Source organism: Buttiauxella sp. A111 (genome assembly GCF_014189855.1).
Classification (GTDB): Bacteria; Pseudomonadota; Gammaproteobacteria; order Enterobacterales; family Enterobacteriaceae; genus Buttiauxella; species Buttiauxella selenatireducens.
This window is the reverse complement of sequence record NZ_BJFN01000015.1, coordinates 1-14,124: the sequence shown is the minus strand read 5'-3', so window position 1 is coordinate 14,124 and position 14,124 is coordinate 1. Positions and strand designations below refer to the sequence as shown.

The window sequence follows — 14,124 nt, the reverse complement described above, 5'->3', positions numbered from 1 at the left end:
CGTAACGTGAAACGAGATCAAGAGCCTGCCCGATATGCATAAAAAAATCCGGAAACGAAGAACATTTCCGGATTCTTACACAGCTACTGGATCGATCAACTGATCCTTAACTGATCGGCATTACCCCTCTTGCGAGGGGCTTTTTTTAGTACATCACTTTGTGACCATATTGTTCCAGAATGCCTTTTACGCGTTCCATAGTCTCTTTCTTCGGCGGATGCACACCATCAAGTTTGTACTCTTCGCCCATTGCTACCCATTTGTGCTTGCCCAACTCGTGGTACGGCAACAATTCAATTTTTTCTACGTTGCCCATATCACGCGTGAACTCGCCGAGACGATGCGCAGAATCATCATCGTCTGACCAGCCAGGAACGACGACGTATCGAATCCAGACGTTGATATTTTTATCAGAAAGGTAGCGTGCAAACTCAAGTGTACGATGATTCGACACGCCGACCAGATTCTGGTGAATCTCGTCATTCATCTGTTTCAAATCCAGCATGACCAAATCGGTCACTTCCAGTAACTCATCGATCACTGGATCGTAGCGGCGGACAAAACCGTTGGTATCGAGACACGTATGAATGCCTTCTTTGCGACAGGCGCGGAACCAGTCACGTACAAATTCTGCTTGCAGAATAGCTTCGCCACCTGAAGCTGTGACACCACCGCCAGAAGCGTTCATAAAGTGGCGATAGGTCACTACTTCCTTCATCAGATCTTCAACAGTAATCTCTTTACCGCCGTGTGTGTCCCATGTATCACGGTTGTGGCAATACAGGCAGCGCATCAGGCAGCCCTGGAAAAAGGTGATAAAACGAATACCGGGACCATCCACGGTACCGCAGGATTCAAAGGAATGAATTCGGCCAATTACTGACATTGCGGTGTTCTCTCCAGTATTGGTCCATGCTTTTAAAGCAAGAACCAGGTTGAGCGCGGTCTGTGTATAGATTGCCGCGTCGAATCAATTTTGCAGGATAACTTAAACGTAGCAGTTATCTTGCAAAACCGGTTCATACATAAGAAAAGGCCCCACCGGAGTGGAGCCTTTATTCTACGCCTTTTCAGACAAACCGTGAATTACATGGTTTGAGTGAAGGTACGGGTAATAACGTCCTGCTGTTGTTCTTTAGTCAGGGAGTTAAAACGTACAGCGTAACCAGAAACACGAATGGTCAACTGAGGATATTTCTCAGGGTGTTCCATCGCATCCAGCAGCATTTCACGGTTCATTACGTTCACGTTCAGGTGTTGACCACCTTCGATGGACGCTTCGTGGTGGAAGTAACCATCCATCAGACCCGCGAGGTTAGTCTTACGAACTTCGTCGTCTTTACCCAGTGCGTTAGGAACGATAGAGAAGGTATAAGAAATACCATCTTTAGCGTAAGCAAACGGCAGTTTAGCAACGGAAGTCAGAGAGGCAACAGCACCTTTCTGGTCACGACCGTGCATTGGGTTAGCACCTGGACCGAATGGAGCGCCAGCACGACGACCGTCTGGGGTGTTACCGGTTTTCTTACCATAAACCACGTTAGAGGTGATGGTCAGAACAGACTGAGTCGGGATAGCGTTACGGTAAGTAGTCAGTTTCTGAATTTTCTTCATGAAACGTTCTACCAGGTCAACAGCGATGTCATCTACGCGAGAATCGTTGTTACCGAACTGTGGGTATTCGCCTTCGATTTCGAAGTCTACAGCCAGACCATCTTCGTCACGAATTGGTTTAACTTTCGCGTACTTGATTGCAGACAGGGAGTCAGCTGCAACAGACAGACCTGCGATACCACAAGCCATGGTACGAACAACGTCACGGTCATGCAGAGCCATCAGAGACGCTTCGTAGCTGTATTTATCATGCATGTAGTGAATGATGTTCAGCGCGGTGACGTACTGTTTAGCCAACCAGTCCATGAAGTGATCAAGGCGATCCAGGACGTTATCGTAGTCCAGAACATCAGCCATGATTGGTGCTTCTTTAGGACCGATCTGCAGTTTCAGTTTTTCATCAACGCCGCCGTTGATTGCATACAGCATGGTTTTCGCAAGGTTTGCACGAGCACCGAAGAACTGCATTTGTTTACCAACGATCATTGGGCTTACGCAGCAAGCAATTGCGTAGTCATCGTTGTTGAAGTCAGGACGCATCAGATCATCGTTCTCGTATTGCAGAGAAGAGGTATCGATGGAGACTTTAGCAGCGAACTTCTTGAAGTTCAGTGGCAGTTTTTCAGACCACAGAATGGTGATGTTCGGCTCCGGAGAAGGACCCATGGTGTACAGGGTGTTCAGGAAGCGGAAGCTAGATTTGGTAACCAGAGTACGGCCATCTACGCCCATACCAGCGATAGATTCTGTTGCCCAGATTGGGTCACCAGAGAACAGCTCATCATACTCAGGGGTACGCAGGAAGCGAACCATACGCAGTTTCATGACCAGGTGGTCAATCATTTCCTGTGCTTCAACTTCAGTGATTTTGCCTGCTTTCAGGTCACGTTCGATGTATGCATCCAGGAAGGTGGATACACGACCGAAGGACATTGCAGCGCCGTTCTGAGATTTAACCGCAGCCAGGTAGCCGAAGTAAGTCCACTGAATAGCTTCTTGAGCGTTTTTAGCAGGACCAGAGATATCGCAGCCATATTTAGCAGCCATTTCTTTGATCTGACCCAGAGCACGGTGTTGCTCGGAGATTTCTTCACGCAGACGAATTGTCGCTTCCAGGTCTTCGCCGTTTTCCAGTTTGGATTGCAGAGAATTGAACTGAGCGAATTTGTCTTTCATCAGGAAGTCGATGCCGTACAGCGCAACGCGACGGTAGTCACCGATGATACGACCACGGCCATAAGCATCCGGCAGACCGGTGATTACGCCTGATTTACGGCAGTTCAGGATGTCTTTGGTATAAACGTCAAACACACCCTGGTTGTGGGTTTTGCGGTATTCGGTGAAGATCTTCTTCAGCATTGGGTCAAGTTCACGACCGTATACTTTGCAAGAACCTTCAACCATTTTGATGCCACCAAACGGAATAATTGCACGTTTCAGTGGAGCATCAGTTTGCAGGCCGACGATAGTTTCGAGGGACTTGTTGATGTAACCAGCATCATGAGAGGTGATGGTGGAAGCGAGGTCAGTGTCGAAATCAACAGGCGCGTGAGTGCGGTTTTCCTGTTTAACACCTTCCATGACGTTGTCCCACAGCGTGGTAGTTGCTTCAGTAGCACCTGCCAGGAAGGATTCGTCACCCTCGTAAGGGGTGTAGTTTTTCTGAATAAAGTCACGCACGTTGACTTCATTCTGCCATTCACCTTTGGCAAAACCTTCCCAGGCTGTGGCTAACTTCTCATTAAGCTCGGACATTTAACACCTACCTTCTAATGTGGATTTCTTATTCCCTACACGTTGGTTAGCACTTAGTGCTTATCGCCACCGCGCAGATAAATTACCCAGTACGTCAACCCAACCAGTACGCCGCCACCGATAATGTTCCCGATAGTGACTGGGATCAGGTTGTCGGTGATGAAGTTCAACACGGTCAAGTGAGAGAAATTGTCCGGAGACGACCCTACTGCAGTCCAGAACTCCGGGCTTGCAAAGTTGCGTACTACGATACCCAAAGGGATCATGAACATGTTTGCGATACTGTGCTCAAAACCACAAGCAACAAACATGGCGACCGGGAGAATCATAGCAAACATCTTGTCCATCAAAGTGCGGCCAGAGTAGCTCATCCAGACAGCCAGACAGACCATCAGGTTAGCTAAAATACCGAGGCACACAGCTTCAACAAAAGTGTGATGCATTTTGTGGTCTGCGGTTTGTAACACATTCAGACCCCACGCACCGTTGGCAGTCATATACATACCTGACAACCAAATCAATGCGACGAACATCAACGCGCCAAACAGGTTACCGACATAAACGTTAATCCAGTTCTTCGCGAGTTGACCCCATGTGATACGTCCACTGGCTTTAGCGACCACAATTAACACCGTAGAGGTGAACAGGTCGGCGCCGCAGATAACGCAGAGGATAAGCCCCAGGGAGAAGCAAGTACCGCCAATTAGCTTTGCAATCCCAAATGGGATGGTTGCAGTGCCGGTTGTGGCAGTGATGTAAAAGACAAAGGCAATCGAGATGAACATGCCCGCGGTGATCGCTAAATAAAACGTGGTCAGCGGGTGTTTAGTTGCTTTATAGACGCCAACATCTTCGGCGACTTTAGCCATAGCGGCTGGGAGCAATAGATCAAAAGGGTTGTCAGCTTTCACACTAACTCTCTCTTATTTAATTCGGCGACGAGATACTAACAAAGCATTATAGAGTAAAATTTGATATGGATCATATCTCGCCAAGCTTATAGGCCTGAAAAAAGCAGGTGATTACCTGTTTTTCAGTTTAAATTGTTGATTTTAATAATAAAAATAAAGTTTAAAATTTATAATGTAATTTGATATTTAGCCTTTAAGCTCCTGTGTCAGGTTAATTAGAATGGAGTATTTCAGTAATTTCGCAACATTATTTGTAGCTTAAAATAATAATATTTCACCAATATTTAACTATTGAGTCACAAATGAAATTATTACGCGGCCAATAAAAACACGGGGCAATAAAAAATTGCCCCGTAATATAGCGTAAACCTTAAGGTTTACGCAGCTTGAGTTTTAGTTTGTGGCTTTATTTCCAGAAAGCCGCTTTTGCGCGTTGCAGTTTTTCATATGCTGCTAACAACGCCTGATGGGCTGGGAAGGCTTTCAAATCGCTGTCGACGGCTTGCAGGCCATAGAATGGTGCTTCACCACTCAATGCAGCACTTGCTGCTTCTACTGTTTCTGCGCCATACATACGAATGAAGGCATTCAGATACTGCAACGGCTGGCGATCTTCTTCAATTGCAAGCAGCAATAACGTTTGCAGGCAACGATAGTAGTTAGCACGTTCAGCGCTGAAAATAGACGCGTTGAACTCCATCGTCCACTCTGTCCAGATCAGCGCCTGTTCAGTGTCACCGCCGGCCAGTGCCAGCATCGCTTTCAATTCACCGATACGTAAGGTGTACCAGCCATTGTCTTTACCTGTCGCCAGACCCAGCAACTCACGTACACGGGTAAAATCATCGTGGCCTTCTTCATCTAATTGAGAGATGAGATCCAGATAATCTTGCCTCTCCCACTCACTTCCAGGCAGCGCCAGAATAGTGTCACGCAGGTGATAGCCCATATTATTGTTAGCCAGCAGCAGGTCTTCTGCAGGATAAATATCGGACATACCAGGCACGATGATACGGCAAGCGTAAACGTCTAAATGCTGGTAGTCAGCGATGTAAACTTCTTGATCTTCTGCGTTGAAAATCGCCATCAACGTGGCAAATTCTTCTTCAGTGGTTCCAGAGAAGTTCCAGTCAACAAATGGGTAGTCAGCATCTTGCTTGAACATATCCCAGGAGATCAGACCGCTGGAGTCGATAAAGTGAGTTTCCAGGTTGGCATGTTCAGCAACTTCTTCGTCGTCAAACGTTGGTGGAGTGAACACGTCAAGATCCTTCAGGCCACGACCCTGAAGCAGTTCTGTTACCGTACGCTCCAGTGCCACGCCAAAGTCTGGATGTGCGCCGAATGAGGCAAAGCAAGTGCCATTGGCTGGATTGAACAGTACAACGCAGATAACGGGATATTTGCCGCCTAATGAACCGTCATAAGCGAAGATAGGGAAGCCTTCAGCTTCCAGTGTCGCAATTGACTCCACTACGCCAGGATAGCGAGCCAGCACTTCTTGTGGAATTTCTGGCAGGCTGATGCTTTCAGCAATAATGCGATTCTTAATGTGGCGCTCGAAGACTTCCGACAGCCCCTGTACGCGAGCTTCGTTTGCGGTATTCCCGGCAGACATTCCGTTTGAAACGTACAGGTTGCCGATAATGTTCATCGGAATATAGACGGTTTCTTGATCGGACTGACGGGTAAATGGCAGGGCGCAGATACCACGCTCTTCATTACCTGACTGCAAATCGATAAGCATACCCGCGGTGACTTCATTTTCAGGATCGTAAAACGAGCGCAGGCGATCGTCGAGAATACCTTCTGGTAACTGTTCGTTTTCTGGAATTGGGAACCACTTCTCGTTTGGATAATGCACAAACGGGCCATTGGCGATGGTCTTGCCCAACCAGAAATCAGCGAAGAAATAGTTTGTCGACAGACGTTCGAAATATTCACCCAGAGCGGAAGCTAACGCAGCTTTTTTAGTTGCACCTTTACCATTGGTAAAGCACAACGCGCTGTCTTTATCACGGATATGAACCGACCAGACGTTAGGGACCGGGTTTAACCAGGAGGCTTCTTCAATATTAAAGCCAAGGTCGGCGAGCTTGGTCTGGAAGCGAGCGATGGAATCTTCCAGTGCGGCATCTTTGCCAGGAATAAAGGTTTGAGTCATGAGGTTTCACTTTTGTCGTACGCAAAGCGCGCAATGATACGGGTTTTAGCAGACTGACGCCATTGTCAGCAGCAAGCAGGCGGCAATAGCATAACAGGCTATGCTTACTGTCAGTAACCTACTGTTATGGCGGTAAAAATGAAGACCTTTGATCTCCAGCGGATGGCTTTAAACGACGTCCCACTCGATTTCCTTTGGGAAGTCGCTTTTCGCAGCCTCTACACCTTTATATTGGTGTTTCTGTTTTTAAAGATAACGGGACGACGTGGCGTTCGGCAGATGTCTTTGTTTGAAGTGTTGATAATCTTAACCCTTGGCTCGGCGGCTGGGGATGTGGCGTTTTATCATGACGTACCGATGTTACCGGTACTGATTGTTTTCGTCACGTTGGGCCTGCTATATCGTTTGGTGATGTGGCTGATGAGTCACAGCGAAAAACTTGAAAACCTGTTTGAGGGCAAACCTTCAGTCATTATCGAGGAAGGGGAGTTTTCCTGGGAAAAAATGAAGTCGCAAAACATGACGGAATTTGAGTTTTTTATGGAACTTCGCTTGCTGGGCGTCGAGCACCTTGGGCAAGTCCGTCTGGCGATACTGGAAACCAATGGCCAAATAAGCGTCTATTTCTTCCCTGATAAACTCGTCAGACCGGGTTTACCTATTTTGCCCGAGCACTGCTGTGAACGATTCATCAAAATGCCAGAAGATGCTGATTATGCTTGTATCCATTGCAGTGAAGTCATTACGTTGAAGGCCGGCGACGAATCCACTTGCCCGCGCTGTACTCATAAAGTTTGGGTAAAGGCCAGTACCGCCTCGAGAGTGACCTGACGGGAATATATCGGGTGTTTCATGCAGTGACTGGTTGATTCTGTTGTGTGATTTTGCGCACATTACTCGGTCTTGCCTGATTAACCATTGCAGCCTCTTCATCTGAGTGATAAAACCGATCTCGTGAAAAATCTTATTGCTCTAAGCGTGGTGAGGGGAAATGACTCAGGTATACAATTTTAGTTCCGGCCCGGCGATGCTACCGGCTGATGTGCTTCGTCGTGCGCAAAGTGAGCTTTGCGACTGGCAAGGTTTAGGCACCTCCGTTATGGAGATAAGCCACCGTGGTAAAGAGTTTATTCAGGTGGCTGTTGAAGCTGAAAAAGATTTTCGTGATCTGCTGCAAATCCCCTCGAACTACAAAGTTTTGTTCTGTCACGGTGGCGGTCGCGGTCAATTCGCTGGCGTACCTTTAAATTTGCTGGGTGACAAAACGACCGCTGATTATGTGGATGGTGGTTACTGGGCAAGCAGTGCAGTAAAAGAAGCGCATAAATACTGCACCCCAAATGTTATTGATGCGAAAGTGTCGGTTGACGGCTTGCGCGCACTCAAGCCGATGAGCGAATGGCAGGTTTCTGAAGATAGTGCTTACCTGCATTACTGCCCGAATGAAACCATCGATGGCATCGCCACTCACGAAACGCCAGATTTTGGCGATAAAGTTGTGGTTGCGGACTTCTCATCCTCCATTTTGTCGCACTCGCTGGACATTAGCCGTTTTGGCGTAATTTACGCGGGCGCACAGAAAAACATCGGCCCGGCAGGTTTAACGCTGGTTATCGTGCGTGAAGATTTGCTCGGCAAGGCGCACAAAGCGTGCCCGTCCATTCTTGACTACACCGTGCTAAATGAAAACGAATCCATGTTCAACACTCCGCCTACCTTTGCCTGGTATCTGTCAGGTTTGGTCTTTAAATGGCTGAAAGAACAAGGCGGTGTGGAAGTCATGGATAAAATCAACCGTGAGAAAGCCAGCCTGTTATACAGCGTGATTGATAAAAGCGATTTCTATCGTAACGATGTTGCGCCTGCCAACCGTTCACGTATGAACGTACCGTTCCAGTTGGCTGATAGTGCACTGGATAAAGTCTTCCTTGAAGAGTCGTTTGCTGCCGGTTTGCATGCATTGAAAGGCCACCGTGTTGTGGGTGGGATGCGTGCCTCTATCTACAATGCGATGCCACTTGAAGGCGTTAAAGCGTTAACTGCTTTCATGGTCGACTTCGAACGTCGCCACGGTTAATCGTTGCTCGTTGTTATTCTCCCCGCGACTTGGCTCGCGGGGTTTTTATTCTGTTTGAGTTGAGAGTATTTTCCCCATGCTGGAATCCCTGACGTTACAACCCATCGCACTGGTCGACGGCACGATTAACCTTCCTGGTTCAAAAAGTGTGTCTAACCGCGCGCTGCTGCTTGCTGCATTGGCGCATGGCACCACTGAATTGACTAATTTGCTCGATAGCGACGATGTACGCCATATGCTCAACGCGCTGAAAGCATTGGGAGTCAGCTATACACTTTCTGCCGATCGTACGCGTTGCGAAGTCACTGGCATGGGCGGCCCATTGCATTCGACAGGTGAGTTGGAATTGTTCTTAGGTAATGCAGGGACTGCAATGCGTCCGCTTGCGGCGGCATTGTGCCTGGGAAGCAACAATATTGTGCTGACCGGTGAACCACGCATGAAAGAGCGTCCGATTGGCCATCTGGTTGATGCTTTGCGCCAGGGTGGCGCTCAGATTGACTATCTGGAACAAGAAAATTATCCACCGTTGCGTTTACGCGGCGGTTTTAGCGGTGGCCAGGTAGCTGTCGATGGCAGTGTTTCCAGCCAGTTCTTGACGGCGCTTTTAATGACGGCACCGTTGGCGAAAAACGACACTGAAATCACTATCAAAGGTGAGTTGGTATCAAAACCGTATATCGACATCACTTTACATCTAATGAAAACCTTCGGTGTGGATGTGGAAAACCGCGACTACCGTAGTTTTGTCATTCGTGGTAGCCAGCAGTATGTCTCCCCTGGCGCTTATTTGGTAGAAGGTGATGCCTCTTCGGCTTCTTACTTCCTGGCTGCCGGTGCCATTAAAGGCGGTACGGTAAAAGTAACGGGTATCGGTCGCAACAGTGTCCAGGGTGACATTCGCTTTGCCGATGTACTGGAAAAAATGGGCGCTAAAGTGACCTGGGGCGATGATTTCATCTCCTGCGAACGTGGTGAACTCAATGCTATCGATATGGACATGAACCATATCCCTGATGCGGCAATGACTATCGCTACTGCTGCCTTATTTGCCAAAGGCACCACCACGCTGCGCAATATTTATAACTGGCGTGTAAAAGAGACTGACCGACTGAGCGCGATGGCGACTGAACTGCGTAAAGTGGGAGCCGTAGTGGAGGAAGGGGAGGATTACATCACTGTGACTCCGCCAGCCCAGCTACAAATTGCTGAAATCGGAACATATAACGATCACCGTATGGCGATGTGTTTCTCGCTGGTGGCGTTGTCAGACACACAGGTCACTATCCTTGACCCGAAATGTACCGCAAAAACCTTCCCGGACTATTTCGAGCAGTTAGCGCGCATTAGTACATTAGCGTAAGTACATTGACATAATATCCTAAGCGACGCTCCGGTCAGATTAACAGCCGGGGCGTGTTCCTCTGTGTAATACCGCACTTGTGCAACTCCGAATTCGAATCCCCCTCTTGTATTGCATCAGTCTATTCCGCTGTTAACCTCTTTAAGATTTACTTTATAAATCATTGAGTTGTTTTGATTATGATTAGTCAACGGAAGATAATTATGAAGAATGTTAAAGCAGTATTGCTGATTACTCTGATAGCGGGTGTTCTGGCGGGATGTAAGAACATGAACGGCGACAAGCTGGCAAGTTCGACCATGTCAGCTTATAAAGCGGCAACATTGAGTGACGCAGACGTTAAAGCTATATCAAATAATTCCTGCAAAGAGATGGATAGCGAAAGCCAGATTGCAGGCAAGTCAAGCAAGTACACGAAGCGTCTTAATAAAATCGCCAAATCACTGGGTAACCAAATTAATGGCACGCCAGTCAACTACAAAGTGTATTTGACCAGTGATGTGAATGCCTGGGCCATGGCAAACGGCTGCGTACGCGTTTACAGCGGCCTGATGGACATGATGTCTGACAACGAAGTTGAAGGCGTGTTAGGGCATGAAATGGGGCATGTTGCTCTGGGTCATTCGCTTGAAAAAATGCAAACGGCTTATGCCACAATGGCCGCTCGTGATGCCATTTCTGCAACCAGTGGTGTTGCTTCCCAGCTCTCCCAGTCGCAGCTCGGTGATTTGGCGGAAGGTGTCATTAATGCCACATTCTCACGTAGTGAAGAGTCGGAAGCTGATGACTTCTCTTACGATTTGCTGAAAAAACGCAAAATTAATACCCAGGGACTCGCTTCCAGTTTTGACAAACTGGCAACGCTCAGTGGTGGAGAATCAAAATCGATGTTTAATTCACACCCACCTTCAACTGAACGAGCTCAGCATATTCGTGATCGCATAGCAGCTGATAAAAAATAATCACCCTCTCTGATTTTGGGGCTGGTTTTTACCAGCCCTGCTTCCAGTCGCACAATTATTCTACACTTAGCCTCATTAACGACGATAATTGGCAGGAAAGATAACGGTCAGGATTGTGGCGGCGTATAATATGCGGCGTTTCTATTTTAGGTCCGCAATTCCAGCGAGAGGAGAGTACGATGACGGCACCCGCCCCGGTAATAACGATTGATGGCCCAAGCGGCGCAGGTAAAGGCACGCTGTGTAAAGCTATGGCGGAAGCGTTGCAATGGCATCTGCTTGATTCTGGAGCAATTTATCGAGTTCTGGCATTAGCGGCTTTGCATCACCAGGTTGATGTGACTTCTGAGGACGCGTTGGTTCCCCTGGCAGCACACCTTGACGTGCGCTTTGTTGCCAACAATGGCAATCTGGAAGTTATCCTCGAAGGGGAAGATGTTAGCGCCGAAATCCGTACTCAGGAAGTGGCTAATGCTGCCTCTCAAGTTGCTGCTTTTCCTCGTGTGCGTGAAGCGTTATTGCGCCGTCAACGCGCATTCAGAGATGCGCCTGGCCTGATTGCTGATGGTCGAGATATGGGGACCGTCGTTTTCCCTGATGCACCAGTAAAAATTTTCCTTGATGCATCTTCTGAAGAGCGTGCTCACCGACGTATGCTACAGTTGCAGGAGAAGGGCTTTAGTGTTAACTTTGAGCGCCTTTTGGCAGAAATTAAAGAACGTGATGACCGTGACCGCAACCGTGCAATAGCACCGTTAGTCCCAGCTGCTGATGCGCTGGTGCTGGATTCTACCAGTATGTCCATTGACGATGTCATCAAACAAGCGCTGACATATGCGCAGAAAATTTTAACACCAGCGCAATAGAGAATATTGCGCTGGTGAAAGTTTTGTCATATTTGTCATGATATTGCCATAGTGGTATCCTGACATATCGGGTAGTTTTTTACCCCTGTAACCTAAACCCTGTCGGCATGGAGCCAATGGCGGGGTATGTGAAACAACCCCATTCGGCGGGATGCTAAATGGACGTTAAACTAAAGAACCTTGAAGATTAACAACATGACTGAATCTTTCGCTCAACTCTTTGAAGAATCCCTGAAAACAATCGAAACCCGTCCGGGTTCCATCGTTCGTGGCGTTGTAGTTGCTATCGACAAAGACGTAGTACTGGTTGACGCCGGTCTGAAATCTGAGTCTGCAATTCCAGCCGAGCAGTTTAAAAATGCTGCTGGCGAACTGGAAATCCAGGTTGGTGACGAAGTTGATGTTGCTCTGGACGCTGTTGAAGATGGCTTTGGCGAAACTCTGCTGTCCCGTGAAAAAGCTAAGCGTCACGAAGCTTGGATCACGCTGGAAAAAGCTTACGAAGAAGCTGAGACTGTGGTCGGTGTTATCAACGGCAAAGTTAAGGGTGGCTTCACTGTAGAGCTGAACGGTATTCGTGCGTTCCTGCCAGGTTCCCTGGTTGATGTTCGTCCGGTACGTGACACTCTGCACCTGGAAGGCAAAGAGCTTGAGTTCAAAGTCATCAAGCTGGACCAGAAGCGTAACAACGTTGTTGTTTCTCGTCGTGCAGTTATCGAATCTGAAAACAGCGCAGAACGTGATCAACTGCTGGAAAACCTGCAAGAAGGCATGGAAGTTAAAGGTATCGTTAAGAACCTTACTGACTACGGTGCATTCGTTGATCTGGGCGGCGTTGACGGCCTGCTGCACATCACTGATATGGCATGGAAACGCGTTAAGCATCCAAGCGAAATCGTGAATGTTGGCGATGAAATTACCGTTAAAGTACTGAAGTTCGACCGTGAGCGTACTCGTGTGTCTCTGGGTCTGAAACAACTGGGCGAAGATCCATGGGTCGCTATCGCTAAGCGTTATCCAGAAGGTACCAAACTGACTGGTCGCGTGACTAACCTGACTGATTACGGCTGCTTCGTAGAAATCGAAGAAGGCGTTGAAGGTCTGGTTCACGTTTCCGAAATGGATTGGACCAACAAAAACATCCACCCATCCAAAGTTGTTAACGTTGGTGATGTAGTGGAAGTTATGGTTCTGGATATCGACGAAGAACGTCGTCGTATCTCCCTGGGTCTGAAGCAGTGCAAATCTAACCCATGGCAGCTGTTCGCTGAAACCCACAACAAGGGCGACCGCGTTGAAGGTAAAATCAAGTCTATCACTGACTTCGGTATCTTCATCGGCCTGGACGGTGGCATCGACGGCCTGGTTCACCTGTCTGATATCTCCTGGAACGTTACAGGCGAAGAAGCAGTTCGTGAATACAAGAAAGGCGACGAAATCGCGGCTGTGGTTCTGCAAGTTGACGCAGAGCGTGAGCGTATCTCCCTGGGTGTTAAACAACTCGCAGAAGATCCGTTCAACAACTACGTTGCACTGAACAAGAAAGGTACTATCGTTACTGGTAAAGTAACAGCAGTTGACGCGAAAGGTGCTACAGTTGAATTAGCAGATGGCGTAGAAGGCTACCTGCGTGCTTCTGAAGCTTCCCGTGACCGCGTTGAAGATGCAACTCTGGTTCTGAGCGTAGGCGACGACGTTGAAGCTAAATTCACTGGCGTTGACCGTAAAAACCGTGTTGTAAGCCTGTCTGTTCGTGCTAAGGACGAAGCTGACGAGAAAGATGCAATCGCTTCTGTTAACAACAAACAGGAAGATGCACCGAACTTCTCTAACGCTATGGCTGAAGCATTCAAAGCAGCTAAAGGCGAGTAATCGTCTGAGCACTAAATCAGGGCGGCTACGGCCGCCCTTGTTCGATTGATAGCTGTAAGTTAATTTTCCTGAAAGGAAACCGGAGGAATCATGACCAAGTCAGAATTGATAGAAAGACTTGCAACTTCGCAATCTCACATCCCGGCGAAAGCTGTAGAAGATGCAGTGAAAGAGATGCTGGAGCATATGGCCTCTACACTCGCCCAAGGTGAGCGTATTGAAATCCGGGGTTTCGGCAGTTTTTCCTTACACTATCGCGCACCTCGCACCGGACGTAATCCAAAAACTGGCGATAAAGTTGATCTGGAAGGTAAGTACGTTCCACACTTTAAACCAGGTAAAGAATTACGTGACCGCGCCAATATTTACGGTAATTAAATCTTCGGATTTAATCCTCAAAAACGGCACCTACGGGTGTAATGCCGATCAGTTAAGGATCAGTTGATCGATCCAGTAGCTGTGTAAGAATCCGGAAATGTTCTTCGTTTCCGGATTTTTTTATGCATATCGGGCAGGCTCTTGATCTCGTTTCACGTTACG

11 protein-coding genes are annotated in these 14,124 nt (G+C 47.9%); 7 read left to right on the top strand and 4 right to left on the bottom strand.

Annotation, left to right across the window (positions count from 1 at the left end):
• Positions 1–145 precede the first annotated feature (145 nt).
• From pflA to ycaO, 4 genes are all read right to left on the bottom strand, one after another.
• Positions 146–886, bottom strand: a complete 741-nt coding sequence (gene pflA / locus BSPA111_RS22260) for a pyruvate formate lyase 1-activating protein (protein WP_183273291.1) — start codon at positions 884–886, stop codon at positions 146–148.
• A 200-nt stretch (positions 887–1,086) separates the two neighbouring features.
• Entirely contained in the window at positions 1,087–3,369 is a 2,283-nt protein-coding gene (gene pflB, locus BSPA111_RS22255) for a formate C-acetyltransferase (RefSeq protein WP_183273290.1), read from the bottom strand.
• A 53-nt stretch (positions 3,370–3,422) separates the two neighbouring features.
• On the bottom strand, positions 3,423–4,280 hold the full coding sequence (focA, locus tag BSPA111_RS22250) for a formate transporter FocA (protein WP_183273289.1): 858 nt from the start codon (positions 4,278–4,280) through the stop codon (positions 3,423–3,425).
• Between the two features lie 406 nt (positions 4,281–4,686).
• Positions 4,687–6,444: a 30S ribosomal protein S12 methylthiotransferase accessory factor YcaO gene (gene ycaO / locus BSPA111_RS22245; RefSeq protein ID WP_183273288.1), complete on the bottom strand. Its 1,758-nt coding sequence runs from the start codon at positions 6,442–6,444 to the stop codon at positions 4,687–4,689.
• Between the two features lie 138 nt (positions 6,445–6,582).
• On the opposite strand from ycaO, the gene BSPA111_RS22240 reads away from it, so the two are divergent.
• The 7 genes from BSPA111_RS22240 (at position 6,583) to ihfB (ending at position 13,962) form a co-directional block, all read left to right on the top strand.
• Positions 6,583–7,275, top strand: coding sequence for a DUF421 domain-containing protein (locus BSPA111_RS22240; RefSeq protein WP_183273287.1), 693 nt, complete (start codon positions 6,583–6,585; stop codon positions 7,273–7,275).
• A 160-nt stretch (positions 7,276–7,435) separates the two neighbouring features.
• Positions 7,436–8,521 (top strand): 3-phosphoserine/phosphohydroxythreonine transaminase, encoded by a 1,086-nt coding sequence (gene serC, locus BSPA111_RS22235; RefSeq protein ID WP_183273286.1) that lies wholly within the window; start codon positions 7,436–7,438, stop codon positions 8,519–8,521.
• A gap of 79 nt (positions 8,522–8,600) precedes the next feature.
• The gene (gene aroA / locus BSPA111_RS22230) at positions 8,601–9,884 is read left to right on the top strand and encodes a 3-phosphoshikimate 1-carboxyvinyltransferase (RefSeq protein WP_183273292.1); all 1,284 of its coding nucleotides are present in this window, start codon (positions 8,601–8,603) and stop codon (positions 9,882–9,884) included.
• Positions 9,885–10,087: 203 nt separating this feature from the next.
• Positions 10,088–10,846 carry a M48 family metallopeptidase gene (locus tag BSPA111_RS22225; RefSeq protein WP_183273285.1) on the top strand — a complete coding sequence of 253 codons (759 nt, stop codon included), beginning with the start codon at positions 10,088–10,090 and terminating at the stop codon, positions 10,844–10,846.
• Positions 10,847–11,025: 179 nt separating this feature from the next.
• On the top strand, positions 11,026–11,712 hold the full coding sequence (gene cmk / locus BSPA111_RS22220; RefSeq protein WP_183273284.1) for a (d)CMP kinase: 687 nt from the start codon (positions 11,026–11,028) through the stop codon (positions 11,710–11,712).
• Positions 11,713–11,907: 195 nt separating this feature from the next.
• Positions 11,908–13,584, top strand: a complete 1,677-nt coding sequence (rpsA, locus tag BSPA111_RS22215) for a 30S ribosomal protein S1 (protein WP_183273283.1) — start codon at positions 11,908–11,910, stop codon at positions 13,582–13,584.
• A gap of 90 nt (positions 13,585–13,674) precedes the next feature.
• Positions 13,675–13,962: an integration host factor subunit beta gene (gene ihfB, locus BSPA111_RS22210; RefSeq protein ID WP_034494322.1), complete on the top strand. Its 288-nt coding sequence runs from the start codon at positions 13,675–13,677 to the stop codon at positions 13,960–13,962.
• Positions 13,963–14,124 lie beyond the last annotated feature (162 nt).

What these genes read in the sequence shown, in the direction of transcription:
- pflA (WP_183273291.1), bottom strand. Translation starts at nt 886, where the DNA reads ATGTCAGTAATTGGCCGAATTCATTCCTTTGAATCCTGCGGTACCGTG.
- serC (WP_183273286.1), top strand. Translation starts at nt 7,436, where the DNA reads ATGACTCAGGTATACAATTTTAGTTCCGGCCCGGCGATGCTACCGGCT.
- cmk (WP_183273284.1), top strand. Translation starts at nt 11,026, where the DNA reads ATGACGGCACCCGCCCCGGTAATAACGATTGATGGCCCAAGCGGCGCA.
- BSPA111_RS22240 (WP_183273287.1), top strand. Translation starts at nt 6,583, where the DNA reads ATGAAGACCTTTGATCTCCAGCGGATGGCTTTAAACGACGTCCCACTC.
- ycaO (WP_183273288.1), bottom strand. Translation starts at nt 6,444, where the DNA reads ATGACTCAAACCTTTATTCCTGGCAAAGATGCCGCACTGGAAGATTCC.
- BSPA111_RS22225 (WP_183273285.1), top strand. Translation starts at nt 10,088, where the DNA reads ATGAAGAATGTTAAAGCAGTATTGCTGATTACTCTGATAGCGGGTGTT.
- pflB (WP_183273290.1), bottom strand. Translation starts at nt 3,369, where the DNA reads ATGTCCGAGCTTAATGAGAAGTTAGCCACAGCCTGGGAAGGTTTTGCC.
- rpsA (WP_183273283.1), top strand. Translation starts at nt 11,908, where the DNA reads ATGACTGAATCTTTCGCTCAACTCTTTGAAGAATCCCTGAAAACAATC.
- ihfB (WP_034494322.1), top strand. Translation starts at nt 13,675, where the DNA reads ATGACCAAGTCAGAATTGATAGAAAGACTTGCAACTTCGCAATCTCAC.